Annotated in this window: 24 protein-coding genes and 1 pseudogene; 13 read left to right on the forward strand and 12 right to left on the reverse strand. The window is 61.1% G+C overall.

Annotated features, from left to right (window positions below; all coding sequences use genetic code 11):
- Positions 1-198 precede the first annotated feature (198 nt).
- Positions 199-426: a hypothetical protein gene (locus P0D89_RS39270; RefSeq protein WP_408367870.1), complete on the forward strand. Its 228-nt coding sequence runs from the start codon at positions 199-201 to the stop codon at positions 424-426.
- A 62-nt stretch (positions 427-488) separates the two neighbouring features.
- Here P0D89_RS39270 and P0D89_RS39275 read toward each other — a convergent pair whose 3' ends face one another.
- Entirely contained in the window at positions 489-1,781 is a 1,293-nt protein-coding gene (locus tag P0D89_RS39275; protein WP_408367836.1) for an MFS transporter, read from the reverse strand.
- 935 nt (positions 1,782-2,716) lie between these two features.
- On the opposite strand from P0D89_RS39275, the gene P0D89_RS39280 reads away from it, so the two are divergent.
- Positions 2,717-3,010, forward strand: coding sequence for a hypothetical protein (locus tag P0D89_RS39280; RefSeq protein WP_408367838.1), 294 nt, complete (start codon positions 2,717-2,719; stop codon positions 3,008-3,010).
- A 296-nt stretch (positions 3,011-3,306) separates the two neighbouring features.
- Positions 3,307-3,534, forward strand: a complete 228-nt coding sequence (locus tag P0D89_RS39285) for a class I SAM-dependent methyltransferase (protein ID WP_408367839.1) — start codon at positions 3,307-3,309, stop codon at positions 3,532-3,534.
- Positions 3,535-4,417: 883 nt separating this feature from the next.
- Here the strand turns inward: P0D89_RS39285 and P0D89_RS39290 are convergent.
- A complete protein-coding gene (locus P0D89_RS39290) occupies positions 4,418-4,687 on the reverse strand; it encodes a YlcI/YnfO family protein (protein WP_408367841.1) in 270 nt (89 codons plus the stop codon).
- 3 nt (positions 4,688-4,690) lie between these two features.
- On the opposite strand from P0D89_RS39290, the gene P0D89_RS39295 reads away from it, so the two are divergent.
- Complete coding sequence (locus P0D89_RS39295; RefSeq protein ID WP_408378227.1) at positions 4,691-5,989, forward strand: ISAs1 family transposase; 1,299 nt, start codon at positions 4,691-4,693, stop codon at positions 5,987-5,989.
- A 129-nt stretch (positions 5,990-6,118) separates the two neighbouring features.
- Positions 6,119-7,069 carry a universal stress protein gene (locus tag P0D89_RS39300; RefSeq protein WP_408367872.1) on the forward strand — a complete coding sequence of 317 codons (951 nt, stop codon included), beginning with the start codon at positions 6,119-6,121 and terminating at the stop codon, positions 7,067-7,069.
- A gap of 66 nt (positions 7,070-7,135) precedes the next feature.
- On the opposite strand, the gene P0D89_RS39305 is transcribed toward P0D89_RS39300, so the two are convergent.
- The 9 genes from P0D89_RS39305 to P0D89_RS39345 form a co-directional block, all read right to left on the reverse strand.
- Complete coding sequence (locus P0D89_RS39305; RefSeq protein WP_408367845.1) at positions 7,136-7,462, reverse strand: hypothetical protein; 327 nt, start codon at positions 7,460-7,462, stop codon at positions 7,136-7,138.
- 227 nt (positions 7,463-7,689) lie between these two features.
- Complete coding sequence (locus P0D89_RS39310) at positions 7,690-8,217, reverse strand: NADH-quinone oxidoreductase subunit B family protein (protein ID WP_408367846.1); 528 nt, start codon at positions 8,215-8,217, stop codon at positions 7,690-7,692.
- A complete protein-coding gene (locus P0D89_RS39315) occupies positions 8,217-9,779 on the reverse strand; it encodes a hydrogenase large subunit (protein WP_408367848.1) in 1,563 nt (520 codons plus the stop codon). Before P0D89_RS39315 ends, P0D89_RS39310 begins: the two co-directional genes overlap by 1 nt.
- A gap of 3 nt (positions 9,780-9,782) precedes the next feature.
- Complete coding sequence (locus tag P0D89_RS39320; protein WP_408367850.1) at positions 9,783-11,243, reverse strand: hydrogenase 4 subunit F; 1,461 nt, start codon at positions 11,241-11,243, stop codon at positions 9,783-9,785.
- A 3-nt stretch (positions 11,244-11,246) separates the two neighbouring features.
- Positions 11,247-11,906, reverse strand: a complete 660-nt coding sequence (locus P0D89_RS39325) for a formate hydrogenlyase (protein ID WP_408367852.1) — start codon at positions 11,904-11,906, stop codon at positions 11,247-11,249.
- Positions 11,906-12,856, reverse strand: a complete 951-nt coding sequence (locus P0D89_RS39330; RefSeq protein ID WP_408367854.1) for a respiratory chain complex I subunit 1 family protein — start codon at positions 12,854-12,856, stop codon at positions 11,906-11,908. The genes P0D89_RS39325 and P0D89_RS39330 overlap by 1 nt, the downstream gene beginning before the upstream one ends.
- The gene (hyfB, locus tag P0D89_RS39335; protein WP_408367856.1) at positions 12,853-14,862 is read right to left on the reverse strand and encodes a hydrogenase 4 subunit B; all 2,010 of its coding nucleotides are present in this window, start codon (positions 14,860-14,862) and stop codon (positions 12,853-12,855) included. The genes P0D89_RS39330 and hyfB overlap by 4 nt, the downstream gene beginning before the upstream one ends.
- Positions 14,863-14,882: 20 nt before the next feature.
- Entirely contained in the window at positions 14,883-15,719 is an 837-nt protein-coding gene (locus tag P0D89_RS39340; protein WP_408367858.1) for a fused MFS/spermidine synthase, read from the reverse strand.
- Between the two features lie 69 nt (positions 15,720-15,788).
- The gene (locus P0D89_RS39345; protein WP_408367860.1) at positions 15,789-16,217 is read right to left on the reverse strand and encodes a CZB domain-containing protein; all 429 of its coding nucleotides are present in this window, start codon (positions 16,215-16,217) and stop codon (positions 15,789-15,791) included.
- Between the two features lie 355 nt (positions 16,218-16,572).
- Between P0D89_RS39345 and P0D89_RS39350 the strand changes: the two genes are divergently transcribed.
- From P0D89_RS39350 to P0D89_RS39375, 6 genes are all read left to right on the forward strand, one after another.
- Positions 16,573-17,334, forward strand: a complete 762-nt coding sequence (locus tag P0D89_RS39350; RefSeq protein WP_408378230.1) for a YoaK family protein — start codon at positions 16,573-16,575, stop codon at positions 17,332-17,334.
- 359 nt (positions 17,335-17,693) lie between these two features.
- The gene (locus P0D89_RS39355; RefSeq protein WP_408367864.1) at positions 17,694-18,140 is read left to right on the forward strand and encodes a hypothetical protein; all 447 of its coding nucleotides are present in this window, start codon (positions 17,694-17,696) and stop codon (positions 18,138-18,140) included.
- Between the two features lie 52 nt (positions 18,141-18,192).
- Positions 18,193-18,456 carry an HPr family phosphocarrier protein gene (locus P0D89_RS39360; protein WP_408367866.1) on the forward strand — a complete coding sequence of 88 codons (264 nt, stop codon included), beginning with the start codon at positions 18,193-18,195 and terminating at the stop codon, positions 18,454-18,456.
- A gap of 73 nt (positions 18,457-18,529) precedes the next feature.
- Positions 18,530-19,297 (forward strand): fused MFS/spermidine synthase, encoded by a 768-nt coding sequence (locus P0D89_RS39365; protein ID WP_408378233.1) that lies wholly within the window; start codon positions 18,530-18,532, stop codon positions 19,295-19,297.
- Positions 19,298-19,649: 352 nt separating this feature from the next.
- Positions 19,650-19,847, forward strand: a complete 198-nt coding sequence (locus P0D89_RS39370) for a ribbon-helix-helix protein (protein ID WP_011493367.1) — start codon at positions 19,650-19,652, stop codon at positions 19,845-19,847.
- A gap of 284 nt (positions 19,848-20,131) precedes the next feature.
- Complete coding sequence (locus tag P0D89_RS39375; protein ID WP_408367868.1) at positions 20,132-20,368, forward strand: hypothetical protein; 237 nt, start codon at positions 20,132-20,134, stop codon at positions 20,366-20,368.
- Positions 20,369-20,573: 205 nt separating this feature from the next.
- On the opposite strand, the gene P0D89_RS39380 is transcribed toward P0D89_RS39375, so the two are convergent.
- The gene (locus P0D89_RS39380; protein WP_408367876.1) at positions 20,574-21,389 is read right to left on the reverse strand and encodes a fused MFS/spermidine synthase; all 816 of its coding nucleotides are present in this window, start codon (positions 21,387-21,389) and stop codon (positions 20,574-20,576) included.
- 172 nt (positions 21,390-21,561) lie between these two features.
- Between P0D89_RS39380 and P0D89_RS39385 the strand changes: the two are divergent.
- Together P0D89_RS39385 and P0D89_RS39390 are read left to right on the forward strand one after the other, a co-directional pair.
- Positions 21,562-21,699: pseudogene (locus P0D89_RS39385) on the forward strand (3-oxoacyl-[acyl-carrier-protein] synthase III C-terminal domain-containing protein); the annotation flags it as partial.
- 153 nt (positions 21,700-21,852) lie between these two features.
- Positions 21,853-22,083 carry a hypothetical protein gene (locus P0D89_RS39390; RefSeq protein WP_408369932.1) on the forward strand — a complete coding sequence of 77 codons (231 nt, stop codon included), beginning with the start codon at positions 21,853-21,855 and terminating at the stop codon, positions 22,081-22,083.
- Positions 22,084-22,230: the final 147 nt, after the last annotated feature.

Genomic DNA, 22,230 nt, shown 5'->3' on the forward strand with positions numbered 1-22,230 from the left:
CTGTCCGCTATGTTTCTGACCTATGAGTAATAAGCGATAATCGAAAGTAAGCCCACCTTCTGATAGAAATTCCCGATCGTGCGCCGTTCCCTGCAGCAAATCGAAACGTTCTATTGGACCGCCCGTCTGGGCGGCTTTCGTGCAGCGGCGCGCCACCAGCATTTGACGTAGCCGACGATCTCCGCCCGCATTCACGAACTGGAGTCGCAACTCGGCGCGCAGTTGTTCAAACGGGACCGCGGGCGCACCGGGCTGACGATGTCGGCCAGGATGCGCAACGTTGTCACGGCGGCGGCCACCGCCGACGCGATGTTCTTCCATTGTGATGCCACGCGCGCCATCGCCTGTGGGCGACTCCGACTGAACGACCTCATCGCCAGCACTGCGGCAAAATCACCAGCGCTCCGAGCAGGAACGCTGCGATAACCGCGGTGTCGTGCATTCGTCGCATCGCTTACCGACATCTTGGGCAAGTGTACGCGAGGCCGTCAGGCCACCGTGCCGCTCGTCTCGACCGCATTGCCCGGCTTGCGGTTGCCGATCACGAAGATCATCGTGAGCACCCCAATCAGATCGATAGCCGCGCCGAGCATGAAGCCGCTGCCATAGCCGCCGAGGTACTGCACCGCCAAGCCCATCATCGTCGGGCCGACGATGCCGGAGATGTTGCTCATCAGGTGCACGAACCCGCTCACACCACCGAGATGCCGCCCCGGCACGAGCTCGTGCATGGTGGCCCAGCACGCCTGCGACGACGCCGTGAGAAACATCACGGCGCACGCGACCAGGATCACCGCTGGCGCGGTGGAATCCACCATGCTGACGCCGAGCATCGCCAGACCCGAGAGCGCGAGCGGCACCACTGCCGAGATCTTTCGAGCGAGCAGCTTGTCCTTCATGCGCTTGAAGAAGGCGTCGGCGATCAGGCCGCCGCCAAAGTAGCCGATGCCGCCACACGCCCACGGCACCGCGCTCAGGACGCTCATCTGCTTGATGTCGAGATGGAGGGCGTTGGTGAAGTAGCTCGGCATCCACGAGATGAACACGAACAGCGTGTAGTTCACCGCGAACAGTCCGACGCCGAGCGCGAGCGTGCTCGGACGCATCAGGTAGCTGCGCAGCGGCATGCTGTCGTTGCCGGCTTCTGCGGGATGAATCGCGCTGCGGCTCGCTTCGATCATCTCGCGTTCCATTGCGCCGACGCGACGGTTCTCGGCCGGCTTGTCGGTCGCGAACAAACGCCATGCAACGATCCAGACGAGCCCGAGCGCAGCGATGATCACGAATGAGGTGCGCCATCCGTACGCAACCGCGATCAGCCCGACAATCGGTCCGGCGATCGCGCTCCCAACGGTTTGACCGGAGAACGTGAAGCCGATCATCGTCGAGGTTTCGTGACGCGGAAACCAGTTGGTGATCGCGCGGTTCGTCGTCGAATTCATCGGACCTTCGCCGAAGCCGAACAGCGCGCGGGAGAGCAGCAGCGTGCCGAAGCCGGTCACGGCCGCGGTCAGGCCGCAAAAGATTGACCAGCTGCCCATCGCCCAGCTGAACACGTGGCGCGGTCCGTATTTGTCGGCTAGGTGGCCGCCGACGAACGCAAAGATGGAATAGCCGAAGAAGAAGCTGCTGAACACGATGCCCAGTTCCGACGGCGAGAGGCTCAGTTCCTTGTTGATGATCGGCGCGACGACACCGAGTGCCGCGCGGTCCATGTAATTGATGGCGCCCGCGACGAACAGCAGCAAGGCGACGACATAGCGATATCTACCGGTCTTCATTTGTCTCCAATCCTTTGGGAACCCCTTCCATCGCTGTCAGGTAGTCGCGTGGCTTGATGAAGTTGCCGACTGGACAGCCGCCGCAGTAACTGCGATATGCTCCGCCGTTCCGCCAAGCGGTTCTTCGTCGCGAGAAGAGTAGGTTTTCCCGAAGCGCGAATCTACTCTACGGTGGGATATGCCAACGCCCCGTTAGCGTAACTTGCTTATACGGAGGTATAAGCGGTTCTGTCGCATCAAGGCGGTGCGATATGATTTGCGTCGACAAAACGAATCGCATGCTCAATGAAACAGACCTAGACCGCCTACCGATAGACGGGCGACTTCTTTTTCCGTAAACTTCCGCATGGTGGATGGTTTTTTGGTTGCTGGTTTCCGACTTCGACAATCAGACTCTCAGCTGAAACCTCCACCGCCTTCAATCTCCCGCCGAAGCAGCGCGCCTGACCGCGGTTATACGCCCGTATAACGGGGCAACGCTAACGCGGTATCAGCATATCCAACCGTAGAGTAGATTCGCCCTTCGGCAAAACCTATTCTTCTCTTATCGAGAAAGCGCTCGTCGTTTGCGTGTTGACCCAATACGACTTCGGACATGCTGTCAGAGAATGGCTCTCACTTGCTTCGAGATAACAAGCATGCAATCCGAGAGACAGGATCGAGTCAGAGGTGATTGACCAGAATGGAATCAACCCGTCCGGATCAGCGACGAAGGGCGCCAAGGCGCGTTGATAGTGAATGCCACAGGAGATTGCCATGTTCGTCTATTCGATCCGTTATCGCTCTGGCTGCGGCCGTTGGTCGGTCGCCTTCGCACAGGCCGCCTCACAGTCCGACGCTGAAGCGATTGCAACCTGCCGTTATGGCGCTTTCCATTCCGTCAGCCGTGCCGGCTTGGTCCGAGTATAGAAAACGTAGTTGTGGTGGAGGCAGCTATGGAATTCGACGCATTTATCAGACAAGCCGAACGGGACGCCAAGGTGGTCGACGCGCTGTATATCGCGCGTCACATGCTGGCGACGTACCACGGTCTCATTGTCCATTCCGAACGTGAACAGTTGAAGATGGACTTTAGCCCGCAGATCGAGCAGATCGACACAGCTCTTCGCCTCCTTGGCATCGATATTGACGATCCGATGATTGCCCCTACGCCGGGAGCCCGCAGATCGAGCAGATCGACACGGCTCTTCGCCCGCTTGGCATCGATGTGCAACCGCGACCGCTCTTGAGTGACGACATTGGACCACCATTCAACTGGCCGCTCCAAGGAACGGACGAACGACCGAAGATGGCCGCACGCATGCCCCATCCAGAGCGCATGCGCAACCTGAACTTCGCAAGACTGTGATCGGCAGCAAGCCACCACTGCGGCCCTTCGGTTTTCTCCACAACGGACGGTCAGCCTCGGATTAAAAAGGTACCTCGCGGCAAATTTGTCATGTCTGTGTCCGTTTCGTGTTATCTACTACCTGATATCCTCGACGCGATATCCGCAATTGCTTCACGACATGGATAGATCCGTAGAGTGTCCGGCGTCGTGTTTCCTCACATGAGCCTGAGTTTTTTCAAACAATGGTTAAAAGCCCCTGCAACCGTAGGCGCAGTGGCTCCTTCGTCGCGCTGTCTCGCCGACGCCATGGCGGACGGTGTCGAGTCGTTCGAGGCAATCGTCGAGGTGGGTGCCGGCAGCGGAGTCTGGCTGAATGCGCCGCCAGCGAACGTCTGGCATCTCAGCAGCGAGACCAACTGGTGAAGTAGCGAAACGCGTGCCGTATAACCGGTGATATACAGCGCAGCTATTGACGGCTCGACCACGTTATGAGCGACTCGGACAACGGCCGTATTCCTGACGATCGGATCCTTGAGGTCCAGAAAACCGCCGATTCGCATGAAGTCACAGTAAGCCCTCGCTCGCGCCTGTTTTCGATGCAGATTTGTAGCGGCGTTGTCGACAAATCAAGCGCTCAGCTCGAAGGACCGCTATTGGCTGCCTTCTGTCCCAAGCGGCGGACTCGGGTCGACAGACGACGAGCATCCCATCTGCCCGAGCGCAGATGTCCGCCCACTTGATCACGTTGATTTAGCGACGGGCGAAGGCAAGCGGTCAGGCGTTTGAGCACTTGGGCCACTGCCGGGTTCAACGTCTTCATCGGGCTTTCAGTCGCTCATGTTGTTCCGCACATCATAGCGGGGCGCCTTATTGCAGCAGAACCCAGGTGCAGCGCGTACCTATCCGGCATGGCCTCTCCTTATATGAGAAAGGACATTCTCAGATGTAGCGATTTGGCCTAGCAACGGACGCTGAGGCCTGGGAGGCCGCCGCGTATAGAACCGCTATCGATCAGATGTCGCGATTGTTCCATGAAGTAGATGCGAGTGCAGGATTACTGCTGCGGCCTTTTTCCGAGAAGCTTCCAGCCGAAGACATCCACGACCTAAAGGTGCCGCGCCAGATGCCCAGGTCGGGCGCACCGCGCCGGCGGCTTCGCGCGCACGTTTTCCTGGATGTGATGCGGTACGCTCAGACGGGACCGCACGCAGGGACGCCGACCGTCGCGCCCACAAGCGCGGCGAGCTCCGGCGCAGGTTCGCTGCCTCGCCGATAACGCGAATATCTTCGCTGCCGGGCCTCCGAACTAGTCCACCCGATTCTGAAGGGGATCGTCGAAGAGATCTGGTGTCGTACCGTGCTGCCGCGCGGGCAGGTTGCCACTACGAACCTGCGCAAGCACGGCCGGCAGCAACCAGTTGTCTTCCATTGCGTCGATGCCGTTCTCGATCATCTGCTTCAGGAAAAGCGACTGCTTTCGTCCTGTGACTTCTGCCAGCAGCCGCAATCTCTGCTCGATCGCGGGATCGACGCGTACCGCGATCACCTGCAGCTTGTTCTCCGCCTTCCTTCTCAACGTATGCTCCTGATCACATCTGCGCGCCGGGAAGGGGCGCGGTCGCGCGCTGTTTTACCACGATCGGCGGGCAGTGTCGTGCATGGGGGACGACTCAACGCGCGCCCGGTTCTGGATATTGTGTCCGCTCCGCTCTATTCCGTTCGATCGTGTGAACTTTGCGACCTTCGAAGCAAGACGGCGGAAACAAGAATGATATTCGGAGGGGTATTTTCCGAACTACGCGACGCACGGCGGGCGCAGGGCAAGCGTTACGGGCTGGAGCCGCTGTTATGTGCGATCGTGATGTCGCCGATGGCGGGTGCCAACTCGTTCAGGACGATCGAGATCTTCATTGCCGAGCGACTCACGGAGTTGAACGAACTGTTCGGTACGAGCTGGCGTAAGGCGCCGAGCTGGGTGGACATCCGCAAGTTCCTGCTCCAGATCGATGAGAGCGAGCTGGAGAGCGCGGTGCGTCGTTTCGCGCAAAGCCAGTCATCAGCGCCATCCGGACGACAGTTCATTGCGCTGGACGGCAAGGCGTTGCGCGGCAGCGCCTTGCGTCTGGATGACATGGGTGCCCGACACATCGTTTCGGCGTTCGATCAGCATGGTCTGATCGTGCTCGGCCATGTCGAGGTCGCGGAGAAATCGAACGAGATTCCCGCTGCGCAGGATCTGATCGAATCGCTCGGGCTGGAAGGCCGTGTCTTCACGATGGACGCGTTGCACTGTCAAAAAAAAACGCTAGCGCTCGCGCGGGAAAAGGGAGCCGACGTGCTTGTGCAGGTCAAGGGCAACCAGCCAACCCTGCTTGCCGCATGTGAGGGCCTTGCCTCCTATTGCGCTGCGGCCCAATGCAACGTGCAACACAAAAGGGCACACGGCCGTATCGAGACGCGTATCGTGCGCATCTGGAGTGTGCCGGAAAACTGGCTGGAAGATGACTGGCAGCCGCTGGTACAGCAGATCGTCTGCGTCTCACGTACGGTCGAACGCCGCCACTGCACTGACGGTTGGGTCCGCACCAGCGAGACCGCGTGGTGGATCAGTACATCCGGCATGAGCGCCGCAACCTGTCAGATGGCCATCCGTGGCCACTGGTCAATAGAGAACCAGAATCATCATGTGCGCGATGTGGCCTTGCGAGAGGATCACTGCTCGACGCGAACCAAGCCCGGAATTTTGGCGCGCCTGCGCTCCATGGCCCTGAACTGCATGCGGGCTACATCAGGCCGAAGCATCACCATCGAGCGGCACCGCAACGCGCTGAACTTTGAACATTTGCGGCGCTGCGTCTGTGGAGCCACGAGACATTGACAGCCTTGGGCGCCCGAAACTGCCGCGTACCGTCGAGCGTCGATTTCGGTGGACGCGTGATGCGAGGCCTAGGACACGACGGCGACGGTCGCCATGAAGGGCACAGCCGTGTAGCGGAGAATGAACTTGATGGGCGTCATTGCAGGTTTTTCGAAAGACGCTCGAGCCGCGACCGTGCTGACCCAACGTTTAAACTGGTGCGTGACGCAGCCGAGTGGCGGGACGGCCTGCGACAAGCCGCAGGCCGTGCGTCTGGTGCGCTCTGAGCGAACCGGGAACGACACCGGACGCCTGTCGAATATATCTAACTTCGGTGAGGTCGGCGCGCGGCACTTTGCCACAGAATCAGTCGACCTGCGAGGCTTCGTAAAGCTGACTATACTGAAAGAAATCGCCTTGATTCAGGCGTGCCTGGCTCAAGCGGCGGGCTCCGGGCAGGACGTCAGGACGAACAGGCCTGGCTGCAGGGAGAAACGTATGTTCAAGCATCTGCTGGTGCCGACTGACGGGTCGGCCCTCTCTGAAGCCGCGATCCAGATGGCGGTGACGCTTGCCACAGAAAGCGGCGCCAAGGTCACGGGGCTCCATGTCATCCCGGAATTCCATGTCCTGGCGTATGGCACCGAAATGATCGCGGACACCGAGGACCAGTTCATTCAGGTTACCCGACAGCATGCGGATAACTATCTCCTGGTCGTCACAAAAGCGGCTACCCAGGCCGGTGTCGAGTGCGATACGGTTACCAGGAACCACACTCACCCGTACGAGGCGATCATCAGCGTTGCAGCGCAACGAAACTGTGAACTCATTGTCATGGCGTCCCACGGCCGAGGCGGCATGCGTGCCTTGTTGATCGGCAGTGAGACCCAGAAGGTGCTGACGCACTGTCAGATCCCGGTTCTCGTCGTCCGGGAGCCGACGCAGACCGGTGCGGGCCGTGTTGTGGAATCCAGCACGCCATCAACTGAATCAAAGCCTTCTTCGCCCCAGACGTACATCGTCGCCCGCGCTTCGCTCGCGGTCATCCCGGTGCGTGCCTCGCCCCCATCGCCGGCACCGCCACGAGGCTGGCAACGGTGACCGTGGACTTCAGGCTTTCGCGCGTGCGCGGAAAACGTCGGCGGACGTACTGAGCGGGTTCGGTATTCAGTCGGCACGTCCGCTGCCCAGCACCCACACCGCAACGATCACCAGAAAGATCGAGCAGGAGCCCCACTGGGTCAGGACGCTTGACCATGCCAGCGCTGGATTCGAAGTCGCCTCTGTATGGCCGGCCATATGCAGGAGTACACCGGGCGCGAGCTTCAGCTGCCGTTCCACGGCCCACCACTTCAGAGTCAGGGCAATCGACGCCAGTCCGCTGCCGATCACGATGGCGCCGAGGAACGGGTCACCACCCGTGCGCGACCGCCGGGACGCGAAGCCTCGCGTGAGGTATGTCAGGGCGGTGCCGTTGACGATGGCCGAGAGCATCACAAACCATAGTGTGGAAAGCGCAGACTGATCGCCACCATGAAGGCGATTATCGTCAGCACCTGTGGCCCTGCTCTGCCGATTGCCTTCAGCGTGCTCAATCGCTCACTCATCGCCCGTCGTCCTTGAAAACATCAGCGTGGCACACTGGGGCGGTCATCACACGTGGGCTCCGTGCGGAACCCTTACCCGTGAACGCCGTGATTGGCGAGTGTCCCGGACCGTGATCATGACGGGGAGGTTGCGTGTTTCGTACGAAGCGCGGCGAGAATGCCTCTCAGGATATCGATGGGGGGCGGCGGACAACCCGGTACCGTGACGTCGACAGGAAGAGCTTTCGAGAGCGGTCCACACACGGCGTAGCTTTCCTTGAACATGCCACCGGTGCAGGCGCACTCGCCAACTGCGACGACCAGCTTCGGATGGGGCGTCGCTTCGTAGGCCCGCCGCACCGCTTCCTTCATGTTCAGTGTCAGCGGGCCCGTGACCAGCAGCATGTCGGCATGGCGAGGACTCGCGACGAATCGGATACCCAGACCTTCAATGTTGTAGTACGGATTGTTGAGCGCATGGATTTCCAGTTCGCAGCCATTGCAGGAGCCCCCATCGATCTCGCGAATGCACAGCGCCCGGCCGAGTACGTCGAGTATTTCCTGCTGGATCTGCTGGCTTTCGGTGCGCCATGCGTCATCGCCTTCCGGCACACGCTCATCCGGTGTGTCAGTTCTCGCGATCTGTTTGAGAAGTTGCCACATTACAGGTCGTGTCCCGCGTAGTTCAGATTGAACGACTTGTTGATCAGCGGGAAATCGGGAACGATATTGCCGATGATCGCGTGTTCCAGTGCCGGCCAGTTGTGCCACGACGGGTCATGGCAGTGACAGCGCAAAATGGTCCCATCAGCCCCGGTCTCGAGTGCAATGAACACGTCGCCCCGCCAGCCCTCGATCCATCCCACCCCACAGGATGGTGCGCCTTCGTGTTCAATGGCCGTGACGATGTTACCGCCCGGCAGGTCGGAGAGGAGAGTCCGGATCAACCGGACCGATTCGTAGACCTCGTTGAACCGCACTGCGACCCGGGCTGCCACGTCACCCCGGTCATCGCTGACCGCCTGCACCTGAACCTCGTGGTAAGGCGCGTAGGGATGATCGACGCGCACGTCGATTTTCCGGCCGCTTGCACGTCCAATCAGCCCGCACACGCCGAAGTGCTCCGCCACTCTTGCGGAGAGGATGCCCGCACCTGCAAAGCGATCCTGCAGCCCTGACTGGTCGTCGTAAATGTGCTGCATCACACGAACCTGCGCGTCAATCTGGTCGCACTGCGTCAGTATCGCGGTGACGAAGCGCGCATCCAGGTCCGTTGATATCCCCCCGGGAACGATCCGATCCATCAGATAGCGATGTCCGAAAGCCTGATTGTTCAGACGCAGCCAGTCTTCCTTCAGACGGGAAAACTGTGCGAGGCCATACGCGAACCCCGCGTCGTTGCCGAGCGCTCCAAGATCACCCAGATGGTTGGCAATGCGCTCGCGCTCGAGCAACAGCGCGCGCAGCCACTGCGCGCGTGGCGGAATCCGTCCATTCAACGCGCGCTCGACCGCCATGCAATAGGCCCACGTAAAGGCGACCGTGGTGTCTCCGGCGATGCGTCCTGCGAGACGGTGTCCGTCGAGTGCGGGCATGTGCTCGAAGAGCCGCTCGATTCCCCGGTGCGCATAGCCCAGCCGCTCCTCGAGACGCAACACCTTTTCGCCGACGACCGAGAAGCGGAAGTGTCCGGGCTCGATCACGCCTGCGTGGATCGGACCGACGGCAATTTCGTGGACACCGTCCCCATCGACGTGGACGAACGGATAGTCCGCTTCCTGGGATTGAAACCGCTCGGTCCCGGAGGACAATTTCTGCAACGGAAAGTAATCGGCAGGCCAGTTGCCATGATTCAGCCACGGCCGTGTATCTTCGGCGCCGATCGCACGCAGCCCGACCAGCTCGTAGACGGCCCGTTGCATACGCGTCGCGCATGGAAAGACGGTCGACAGGTCTGGGTATCCGTCGCTGTCCCCATGCCCGTCGCCTACCGGCGACTGAAGCCACAGGATGCCGTCTTCCAGTGCATACGCGGCGGAGATCACAAATGTGCCGGCCGTCTCTTCGGTACCCCACAGGGAGATCAGACGGCCACCCGTCTCGCGCACGGTGCCGGCGGTGCGGGTCCACGCGTCATGATCGACCCGTGCGAGAAAAGCCGACGACCTGCCCGCAAACACGGACAGGCGAACCAGGTTGGGAAACCCGAATGCTTCGATGTGCATGTGTCACCCCGCGATCATGGCCGCCGCCTGCCGATACCACGTCGCAAGATAGGGCGGAATGTAGAGTCCCAACATCAACCCGATGCCAAGATGGACAAACACCGGCAGCAACGCCGGCGGGTGTTCAAGAACCTTGGCCGTCGTGTCCCCGAACACCATGCCCTGCACGCGCACGAAGATGGCCGCGAACGCCACAGCAAGCGCGAGCAACAGGAAGGGCGTGGCCCACGGGAGTTTGCTCATCGCGGTGGTCAGGATCAGGAACTCGCTCGCAAAGACGCCGAATGGCGGCATGCCCAGGATTGCGAGCGCACCGAGCATCATGCCCCACCCAACGGTTGGGCTCACGCGCAACAGGCCGCGAATGTCGTCGATCGCCTGGGTGCCGGCCTTTTGCGCCGCATGCCCGACGGTGAAGAAGATGGCCGACTTCACAAGCGAATGCACCGTCATGTGGAGCAGACCCGCAAAGGTCGCAATGGGGCCGCCGAGCCCGAAGGCGAACGTCATCAGACCCATGTGCTCGATCGACGAATACGAAAAGAGCCGCTTGACGTCTTTCTGCCGGAACAGCGAAAAGGTGGCGATCAGCACCGAGACCAGTCCGAAGCCGACCAGCAGGTGTCCCGGCAGGCCGTTGTGGAGTGCGCCATCGGCCAGGACCTTGCAGCGCAGCACGGCATAGAGCGCGACGTTGAGCAGCAGGCCGGACAGCACGGCCGAAATCGGCGTAGGGCCTTCAGCGTGTGCATCGGGCAGCCAGTTGTGCATGGGCACGAGGCCGACCTTGGTGCCGTAGCCGATCAGCAGGAACACGAACGCGAGCGAAATGATGGTCGGGTCGAGACTGCCCTTGACCGCGTTCAGACTGGTCCAGAGCAGCGCATCGCCGCCGCCGAGCTGCCGGCTCGCGGCGAGATAGAGAAGGATCGTGCCGAACAGCGCCTGCGCGATGCCGACGCCGCACAGGATGAAATACTTCCATGCGGCTTCCAGACTTGCCGCCGTGCGATAGACGCTGACCAGCAGCACCGTGGCGAGCGTGGCGGCTTCCATGGCGACCCAGAGAATGCCCATGTTGTTGGTGAGCAGCGCGAGCAGCATCGCGAAGATGAACAGCTGGTACATGCTGTGGTAGAGGCGCATGCGAGGGCCGGTCATCTTGCCGCGGTCACGCTCGATGCGCATGTACGGCCTCGAAAAGATCGACGTGGTCCAGCCGACGAAGGCCGTCAGTGCGACCAGGAACACGTTGAGCGGATCGACGAAGAACAGCTTGCCCAGCGCGAACGCAGGCCCGTGCGCCACTGTTTGCACGGCGAGCAGCGTGGCGGCCGCGAATGTGAGGAAACTGAAGCCGACGTTGAGCTCCGCCGCGACATGGTGCTGTCCCACGAGTGCCAGACTTGCGCCTGCGAAGAGCGGGATTCCGAAAACGAGCAGCAGTACCCAGGCTTCAGTCATCTGTCAGTCATCTTTGAGTTTTTCAAGGTGGTGAATGTCCAGGCTGTCGAACTGCTCGCGAATCTGGAACATGAACACGCCGAGGATCAGGATGCCCACCAGCACATCGAGTCCAATGCCGAGTTCGACGATCATCGGCATGCCGTTCGTGGCCGCGGCCGCGGCAAAAAACAGACCGTTTTCCATCGACAGAAAGCCGATTACCTGAGGGATCGCCTTCGCGCGCGTAATCATCATCATGAACGACAGCAGCACGCAGGCGAGGGCGATGCCGAGCGTGCCGCGCGCGACCGACGACGCGAGCTGGCTGATCGGCGATGCGACATTGAATGCAATGATCACGAGCACGATGCCTATCAGCAGCGTGGCGGGAATGTTGAGGAGCGACTCCACGTCCGTCTTGACGTTCAGGCGCTGCACGAGCCTGTAAAGAATCCACGGAATCAGGCCGACCTTGAGCACCAGCGTGAGTGCGGCGGAGATATAGAGGTGCACGTCGGCGGTGACGTATCCGAGGATCACATTGGCTGACACGAGTGTCAGGCCCTGCAGCGTGTAGAGGTGAATCAGCGACAGGATCCGGCGCTGGCTGAGCATCGCGAACGACACCAGCAGCAGGATCGCGGCCAGGAAGTTGATGATCTGCGTGGCGAATCCGTGCATCACGCCCCCAGCAGGAAGTGAACCAGCATGCCGATGACGGCCAGCAGGAACGCTGTCGCGAGGAACTCCGGCACGCGGAAAATACGCATCTTCGCGTTGGTCGTCTCGACGACCGCGAGCGCCGCGCCCCCCACCAGCAATTTGACGAAGAGCGCCGGTATCGCGAGCAGGAGCGCCATCGGATTGCCGGCCTCGGCGATGCCCCACGGAATGAACAAGGCAACGCCGATGCAGGAGTACGCGAACAGTTTGAGGTTCGCGGCCCATTCCATCAGCGCGAGATGCCGGCCGGAATACTCGAGGATCAGCGCTTCGTGGATCATCGTGAGTTCGAGGTGCGTGGTCGGGTTGTCGACCGGCAGGCGCGCGTTTTCGGCGAGCGACACCATCGTGAATGCGATCCCCGCGAACGCGAGGCTCGGATAGATCGCCAGTTCGCGATGGCTGAGCGTGGCGACGATGGTGGTCAGCAAGGTCGACTGCGTGATCAGCGACGCCGAAAAAAGGACCATCAGCAGGGCAGGCTCCGCGAGGAAGCCCACCAGCATCTCGCGGCGCGCGCCGAGGGTGCCGAACGCGGTGCCGATGTCCATCGCGGCCAGCGAGATGGCCACGCGAGCCAGCGCGAAAAGACCCACCAGGGCGATCGCGTCCGCGGCCGGCGAGAGCGGTAGATCGGTGGAAAGCGTGGGCACGATCGCGCAGGCGAGCGTCATGCATGCCCAGACGACATATGGCGCACCGCGGAATATAGGACTGGCGTGGTCGGCGACGACCGACTCCTTGTTGAACAGCTTGTGTAGCATCCGGTAAGGCTGCCAGATGCTCGGCGCCCGGCGGTTCTGTAATCTGGCGCGGCACATGTTGACCCACCCCGTCAGCAAGGGCGCCGCCGCCAGTGCGAGCAGGATCTCAAGCCCCTGGGAGAGCAATCCGGAGAGCGTGATCATCGCCTCACCAGCATCAGCAGCACGATCAGCACAAGAAAGCTGTGCATCAGATAGACCGCGATGCGGCCTGTCTGGAGCAAGCCGGCCAGTGCCGCGATGCGCTTGACCAGCCGCGCGATCGGCTCGTAAATCAGGGTCCACGCGCGATCTGTCACGGTGACGCTGTACGCGGGGTGTTCGTCGAACGGAGAGGGCAGCCGCCGTTCGATCCCAAACAGCGGCGCGAAGATTTCTCGGATCGGCTGCCCGAACCCTTCTGCCGTGTCCTGCATGCGCGCGTTCACGAACGGAAAGCCACAGGCCCAGGGGGGCGCCCGCCGCAGGCGCCCATGGTAAAGACGGCGCACCAGCACCCACGCGAGCCCGCAACAGGCCAGGAAGAACAGCAGGAAAACCACCGGCATGTAGCTGGCCCGGCCTACGCTGGTGGGCGCAAACAGCAGCCAGCCATTGCGCGCGACGGCCCCGCCGATGCCGGCTCCCACCAGCATCTGGGTGACGCGATCCAGAACCACCACGAACTGCACCGGCAACAGCCCGAGCAGCACGCATAGCGCCGCGAGCCACGCGAAGCCAACCCGCTCCCACGGGCTCGCATCGCGTGCCTCGCGCAGCTTCGGCTCGCGGGGCTGGCCGAGAAAGATGATGCCGAAGAACTTGACCATCGTGTAGCCCGCGAGCGCAGCCACGAGAGCAATCAGCGCGGCGACGAGCGGCGCCACCATGTTCAGGAACGGGTCAGGCAAGCCCGGCGTGAACAGAAAGCTCTGCAGTAACAGCCATTCGGAGACGAAGCCGCTCAATGGCGGCAGGCCGGCGCTGGCGATTGCGCCCACTAGTGCGGCCCACGCAGTCCACGGCATGAAACGGATCAGGCCACCCAGCCGCCCGAGATTGCGCTCGCCCGTCGCGTGCAACACGGAACCCGTCCCAAGAAACAGCAGGCTCTTGAATGTCGCGTGGCTGGCGATCTGGTAAAGCAGCGCCGTCAACGACAAGGCGGCCAGCGCGTTCATCCCGTACGCGCGAAACAGGACCCCCAGCCCCATGCTCACGAACATCAGGCCGATGTTGTCGATCGACGAGTACGCAAGCAGCCGCTTCATGTCCGTCTGGATGGCGCTGAACACGACCCCGAACAGGGCGGTGAAGAGTCCGAGTATCAGCATGAGCACGCCCCACCACGCAATCTGCACGTGCAGCAGGTCGAACACCGTGCGTAGCACGCCGTAGAGGCCGGCTTTCAGGACGAACCCGCTCATGAGGGCGGATACCGGCGACGGCGCGGCCGGATGAGCCTCGGGCAGCCAGACGTGCAGCGGGAAGATCCCCGCCTTGGTGCCGAAGCCAAACAGCGCCAGCAGAAACGCGATGGATGCCCAGAACACGTCCAGATGCTGCTGACGCATGTTGGCGAACGTATAGTCGCCGGTATTGGCCTGCAGCAGGCCGAAGCACAGCAGGAGCGCCAGCGCGCCGACATGGGAGATCAGGAAGTAGAGCCACGCGGCCCGGCGGATCTCTCCAATGCGGTGATTGGTCATCACCAGGAAGGTGGCCGACAGCGTCATCGTCTCCCACGCCACCATGAAGCAATACGCATCGTCCGCCAGCAGTAGCACCGCCATGCTCGCGAGGCACACGTGATATTCAAAGCAAAGCAGCCCGGGCGGAGTGCCTTCGCCCTTGCGGAAATAGCCGGCGGAGAACGCACTCACGCCCGTGCTCACCACGCCGAGTACGCAGAGGAAATAGGCCGACAGGCCGTCGAGCCGCAGATGGAATGGCAGGTCCGGCAACCCGAGTGGCAGGATGACTTGCTGGGGACCTGAGAAAACGCCAGTTAGGCCCAGTCCGCTGAGGAGCAGGCCGAATACCGCACCCACCGGAAACAGTCCATGCGCTACCACCCGTGTGCGGCGCAGGTTGGCGAGTCCCAGGACTCCAACGACCAGCCAGCCTGCAATCACAAGCAGCACATAATGGATGACCAGCAGGTGTTCCATCGGCGTTGTCTCCGGTGCCGTCAGACGTCCTGTTCGACGGTCGTTGTGTTGGACGAAGGGTATCCCGGAACGGGCTCTGCCCGGTGATGACGTTCCATTTTTTTGACATACCGGTACAGGTCGAGCCCCATCGATTTCGTGATGGCTTCAGCGCGGGCATAGAGGTCAAGCCATCCCGGTACGGTCTCCTGCTTGACGCCGATGGCAATGGTGTTGCCTTCGCCTCGTACCATGGTACGGAACAGTTTTCCGTCGCACGCACGGCGTAGCCGGTCGAGGTGGGTGGCGAGTCGCGCGTCGCTGTTCAGCAGGTTGGCCACCAGCACACCTTCGCTGCGCAGCGCGGTATGACAGCAGTCGTAAAAGGACTGGCTTGACAGGCTGGCAGGTAAGCCGAATGCGTCGAAGCCGTCGAGCAGGATCACATCCGCGACGCCAATCCTGTCCGAGAGATACTCTGCTGCGTCGGCGTGCACGATCTGGAATCGCTCCGATTCAGGCGGGATGAGAAACCATTCGCGTAACGCGATCACTCTCTCGTCGATTTCGACCGTGGTCACCCGCGTCGACGGAAACTTGTGAAAGCAGTATTTGGACAGCGATCCACCGCCCAGCCCCACGATCAGGATGTCCCAGGGGTCAGGGCGAAAGAGCTGGAAGGACATCATGGCCCGCGTGTACGACAGGTCAAGCTCGAGCGGAGCACTCTTGCGCATCGAGCTTTGTATGCCGAAAGCGTCGAAACACAGCGACCGCGTGCGCAATCCCTCGCGTACTACGGGTTTGCCAAAGGTCTGTCCCCAATGCTCCGCGAGAGCATGCCTGAGCTGATTGTTGTGATCGGCTGACAATCCCATGGTTTCCTGAAGTTGCAGATCAGTTGTCGCAAGGCTGAGCCATGCAGCAACCGATGAGTCACGGTAGCCTTAATGTGTCCGCCCGTGCGATGCCGCCCCGGTTACCAGGCGATTTTCGAAACGCGACACTGCTTGAGTGAGCATACGCGCCGCGTTTTCGAACAGGGCGTCCGGCTCGAGCATGACGGCTGCTTCAGCGAGACGCCCTTGCGTGATGGATATGGCGATCACCAGCGCGATGGTATGGAAGCTCGCGTGCGCCAGCTTCAGTTGCTGAAGCTCGGGAGCGTCCTCCCACCGCAGGCCATCTTCATGAATCCAGCGCCCGAGCGCGCAGCAACGTTCGTTGGCGAACGCGGATGTGACGAGCCCCACGCGCTTGTGCATCCCCTTGTGCATCGCGTTACGCAACGCGACGCCAGTTAGCCGGTGCTCTTCAAGCGTGTTGTCAAACGGCATGGCACTTTTCCTTAATGCGGCGCGCCAGGCGGCCGGCATCCTGCAGGTTGGCTGGCTTTGTCCTCTCGCTACCACAAACCGCGTCACCCCTGTGTCGCTGCCGACGTGTATGCGGCCGTAGTTTCCCTGCGCGTTTCTCCCTGGGGAGAGGCTTTCGCCCGCGACATCAAGTTACCAGTTGATGATAATTACGTTATCATCCTAGCAGTTTTATTGATCCGGTTCCACACGTGATGACCCGTCGACAGGCGCGGAGTACGTGTCGTGTTCGTTCAGGGCATCGGAATGCGGGCGTTCATCCTGCGCGTGGAATTTCAAGCAGCCAGCTTGCTGCACCGGTCCCTGCCTGCGCCGAAGTGCGGTTGGGACGCGCGAACACACGAGTCGATACCTGATGCCAGCACACTATTTCCGGACCCTGACGGGAAGGGATCGCAGCACCGAGGCCAACAGGCAGCTTGGTTTCTCGCTTGCGTTCGTGGCTGGCGCTACTAACGCCGGCGGCTTCCTGGCGGTGAAGCAGTACACGTCCCATATGAGCGGCGTAGTGTCCTCGATTGCCGACCAGGCGGCGCTGGGCGACCTCTCACTGGTTCTGGCCGGCGCTGGATCGCTGATCTCGTTCCTGCTGGGCGCCGCCTGTTCCGCCGTGCTCGTCAATTGGGGGCGCCGGCGGCGGCTGCACAGCCAGTACGCGTCGCCGTTGCTGATCGAGGCCGTCCTGTTGCTGTGTTTCGGGCTGCTCGGTAGTCATCTGGCGCTGTGGGAGACCCTGTTCGTGCCGGCGACGGTCGTGCTCCTCTGCTTCATCATGGGTCTGCAGAACGCGATGATCACCAAACTATCCGGGGCAGAAATCCGTACCACCCACATGACCGGAATCGTGACGGACATCGGCATCGAACTGGGCAAGCTCTTTTACTGGAATTCCGCGAGGACCGACCCCGGCGCACCCTTCGTACTGGCGAATCGGACGAGGTTGAAAGTGCACGGGACGATGCTGTCCATGTTCGTCGTCGGTGATTTTGCCGGGGCGATGGGATTCAAACACATCGGCTACGCCGCGACGATACCGCTTGCGGGCGTGCTGATTGTTCTGGCCATCGTGCCACTGGTTGACGACCTGCGCGCGCAGGTCTATCGACTCGACCGTTAGGCGCCGGGCACAGGTCGCGAGACAGGTTCCGGGTCAGTGCCGGTTGCGTTATCGGCACCTTCATGGTGGCCGCCGTTCCCCGATCCCAGCAGTGCAGGGTGCAGCCGTTCGTTTAAGAGCCACGTCGACCCTCGATGCGCGAACGCTCTCGATGCGCACGTGCGTGTGCATCGAAGAACGGCGAACAGCCTGGCCCGTTCTTCGGAATAGGTACTCCAGAATCATGGTAATGTAATTATCATTGACTTATCCTTAAATGCTAATAATATAGCAGGCTTGGGCAGGAATCTTGTTGGTCACGTTGCAGGCCGGGCTTGCGGGAAACGAGGTGTATGCCTGCGCGCGGCAGGGAGGTCGACGTGATTGATGCAAGTGTTCCGCTGCTGTCCCACGACTACACGCACCTGTATCTGCGGGACGTGATGGGTCGTCGCGGATTGATCGTTATCGGCGTGGGCAGGGCGGGCGAGCGCGGATTCCAGATGCTTTACCGTTTTTCGGATATCTGCGACCGCCTGGAAGAATGTGGAGTCAACGTCATTTTTGTCTATCAGAGGGAATCGGCCCGTCATGTTCTGGATGCGACCTCCCTGCTCGGAGCCCGCTACAGGCAGAAGCCATTTCTGCTTCTGGACGACGATGGCCAGTTTTTTGTCGGGCCGCTACACCCAAGGTCGCTTCGCGCCGTTTATCTCGATCGCGAAATGAAGCGGCTCGACACGGCCGAAATCGCTTTGGGGAGTGAAAGATGGGACCCGTTGTTGCGGGTTTTCTTTGCCCAGGTCATCGCAGGTTCGATGCACTGAGCGCGCCCGGCGGGTTCGGACCCGGGTTACGGTTTATGCATAAGGGAGTGGGTTGGTCGAAGCATTGGTTCAGGTGGGCGACCCGTGGGGTTTGAACGGACACGGGTCGGCGAGGCTTGCCGTTCACGCATCCCGGTTCGCGAGCGACATCATCTGCAAGGCGAACGGCCGGTCCGTTAATGCCAAGGATGTCATGTCGGTGATGTCCCTGCGGGCAAAGCCAGGCACGCAGCTGCACATCATGGCAACCAGTCCTGACGAGACCGCAGCGCTTGAAGCGCTCTCGGCCATGCTGCGTACGCAGGAATCCTCTTGACGGACCGCTGCCAGGGGGGGGCGTGGCCCACGCCCGCCGATTGCCCCTGCATCGGAATCTTTTGATCACGCACATGAAAAGAAAGAGGAAGGCGAACAGGCCGGTGGTCATAGAGAATGACCAGGTCGTTTCACTGTACTTTGATGCGCGCGGGGTGCAGAGCACCATGTTGCGACGCGATCCGTACGCCCTTGCGCTGGGCTATACGCGCACCATGATGGGCTTCCTGCTGTTCCAGCCATTCCCACGCCGCATTTCGATGATTGGTCTGGGTGGCGGCTCGCTGGCGAAATACTGCTATCGCCATCTGCCCGACACCATGATTTCCGTCGTCGAAATCAATCCCCAGGTGATCGCGCTGCGCGACCGGTTTCATGTGCCGCGTGACAGTGACCGCTTCAGGGTGGTTTGTGCCGATGGGGCGCAGTACGTCACGGTTCCGGATCACCGGCCCGACGTGCTGCTGGTCGACGGTTTCAATGCCGATGGCCTGCCCGCAGAGCTGGGTAGCAGGACGTTTTATGAAGCCTGTCGCCGCAGGTTGAGCGATGACGGCGTCCTGGTGGCCAATCTGGTGACCGACGAACCGGATTTCCATCGCTACCTGCGCTCGCTCAGGGAAGTCTTCGCGAACGCGGTGACGCTGGCGCCGTCCGAAGGCAGTGAACACAACGTTACTGTTTTTGCGTGGAAAGGAGTCGATGAGCTTCCGTCTTTCGCAGCGATGCTCGACCGGGCGCGCGCACTCGGACCCACGCATGCGGTGAATCTCCATGCGACGGCCACGCGCATCGAGTACGGCAAAAAATTTAACTGGCATCGATATGAGCAAACGTGCTGAGCGGATGCGTCTGTCGCTGACGGATCGCAACCCCTGCACGTTCGTGGCCTGTTTGAGCAGGTACATTCCCGAGGATGGAAGATGACAGCGGGAAGCCACAACGACAGCAGCCCCTTGACCCATGCTGCGATCTGGGCGACCCGGGCTGGACAGGATTTTCTGCGTGCCAGGGCGGAGATTTAGCGCACCGTTGCCGCGCGTTGCACGTCGTTGGCTTCCCGGCCACTAAAAGGCTGGGCAGCGGCGAGCATGCGGGAATCGCCGGCCACCGTGTGATTCTGGTGCCACGAAGATGACTCGGGCCACGCGATGTATTATAATTTAATTAACATAATTGGACTTCGCCCCCGTCATGGAAACGAAAAGCGCTCGACTCACGATTCTGATCGATCCTGTGAAGAAGGAAGCGTTCGAAAAGCTGTGCGCGGCGCAGGACCTGACGCCCTCACAGGTAGTGCGGCAATTGATCCGCGACTACCTCGATCAGCATGGCGTCAGCTACCGGACCAAAAGCGCAATTGGCGCGCGTCCGCGCCGAAAAACCGCCTGAGGTACGCCTGCGCCAGGTCAGTGATGTGATCCCGCGCAGGCATCGCACTGGGTCCTGGTTCCACGGCACTGCAGGTCTCGTGGGCATCCAGGTTCAGCGCGCATCGGCAAGATAGCGCGATGAGCGTAACGTGGCAATGTCCGGCCGTCGCGGACGCAACGATATGACAGGTCGCAGGATGCACCGTCTTGAGACGAACGCAGAGTTGCCGTGCTTTCTTGCGTTATCCGAGATATTTGCCTTTCGCACCACCGGAGCGTGGCTGCAGCCCGATCATCTTGTTGATGAGTACGAGGATCTGGCTGCGTCGCCACGATCATCATGCCGACTGGCGCCTGCGGGTTGAATTGAGTCGAATGGCCGCGGATCTCGCGCGGCAACTCGTGAAGGCCGGCGACATCGTGCGCGGCCAACTGGATGCATCATGGTTCTTCACCAGCGACATGCCGATCAACTTCGCATCACCGCGGGTGATCGTCGTCTACGCCACGATGCGTGACTACCCTGAGCAGGGACATTAGCGGCGTTGCGGCATAGCCCTGGCATGCGACGCAACCCCCATGCTGCCTGTCTCATTCCGGCTCCCGGTGCCTTGAATGTCACGGCTTCCTGGGGCCGTTGCATGAGGTGCCTATATCGACCGTCGCGCGTGCCTGCATGTTAGCGGACGCGTCACGCGGCGCTTCCGTTCCGGCCGCACAGATCGGGCGCCCGTCAGCCATTTCGTCAGCCGGTCAGCTTCTGCCTGAATGTCCAGTCCGAAGCGAGCCCCACGCCTTGCTTCAAACGGCGCGCGGCCCCGCGCAGGTTCAGGGGATGTGTCGTGGCCAGGACGCGTGCACGCGCGAGGAGCTTATCCCGGGAGGGAAGTCTCGGCGCGCCCTTCCAGGCAAACAGCGTGTAGTTGCAACTGTCCTCGGCCATGAAAATGGAAAACGACTTACCGAACACTGAACGCACCTCTTCCAGGTAGTATGGAATATGAGGGTCATCGGCGACGAAATTGGCGACCAGCACACCACCGTCGGCAAGCCGCGCATGGCAAGCCGAGTAAAAGGCGGCGTTACCCAGCTGTGCGGGCATGCCGTGTGCCAGAAAACCATCCACCAGAATCACGTCCGGGCGCGCATCGCGGCTCTTGACGTATTCCGCCCCGTCTGCACAGATTACTTCGAGTCGCTCATCATCGGGCGGAATGTGAAATGTGTCGCGCAACGCGATCACCGCGGGATCGATCTCGATGGCCACTATCCTTGTATCCGGAAGATGCCGGTAGCAGTACTTGGCCAGCGATCCCCCGCCTATACCGATCATGGAAATCCTGGTGGGCGCTGGCCGCAGCAGCAGGAATCCCATCATGGTCCGGGTGTAGCCGAGCGCCAGCCTGTCAGGGTCACGCCGGGACATGAAACTCTGCGTGGCCAGCAGATCGAAGTGCAGCGAAAGTGCGTGTTCGGTTTTCAGCACCACGGGCGTACCGTCTGCGGATGGCCCGGCAAGAAACTTCATATAGGCGTCGAACGATGCGTGAGAGTGATCCATGCTGCGGTCTGAATGACGTTCCTGTTCGGTTCTTTGTCCGCCCACTGCATGCAATTACCGCAGCGTCTTCGGGCTGACTGGCGGCCCACATTTGCCCTCCGGCTCCAGTCCAGCCAGTCAGACGTCCTGTCGCCGGGACCATTGACCTGCGACGGGACGGCTAGCTCCCTGGGGGCACACGTCTGCGGCTTCCATTCCCCTCGCGCTGGATCGGGCCTATCGGGACAGCCGTATCCGCCGCGGTGACAAGGTGTTGATGCATGCGGTGGGTGCCAGTGTGACGTGGGGTGCGTTGGCAATGCAAGCTTAGGGAAGCGGTCCGTGAGCATCAGGTCACGCCGGTTTCTCGTTCCGATGCCGACCGCGTTCCATGCCGGTCCGAGGTGTGCTCCGAATATGAGCCAGATGAGCTGGCGCGCGTGTCATTTACTTGTCGAAACCAGCTTCGGGAGAAAGCACGGAAATGTTCCTGCTGAGCCTGCGAGACGATATTGTGCATGCTGAGCATGTGTTTGAACTCAATAGCGGCGCGGCGCTTAAGCGATTGCCCGACCACTATTGGGCGAGACAGCTCAACGCTCTTCTGGTGCGCAGTTTGCAACAAGGCGACTTGCTGTCGGAGCGTCGTGTGCAGGCGCTGCTCCAACAGATCGGCGAGCCGGCTGATGTTTTTTCAGTCAGCCCGCCTCGCTGATATTGAGCACGCGAGCGCCGCCCGAACCCGTCCTGCATTACCCGTGCAATCGCCCGGCAGTCTCCGTAAAATATCTCGTGCAGTAACCGGGAGCGAAACGCAAAGAAATCCCGCCGATAGCGACATCCGGTGCTCTTCTGCGGGACG

Origin of the sequence: Paraburkholderia sp. RL18-085-BIA-A, assembly GCF_046027075.1 — a bacterium.
Taxonomy (GTDB): Bacteria; Pseudomonadota; Gammaproteobacteria; order Burkholderiales; family Burkholderiaceae; genus Paraburkholderia.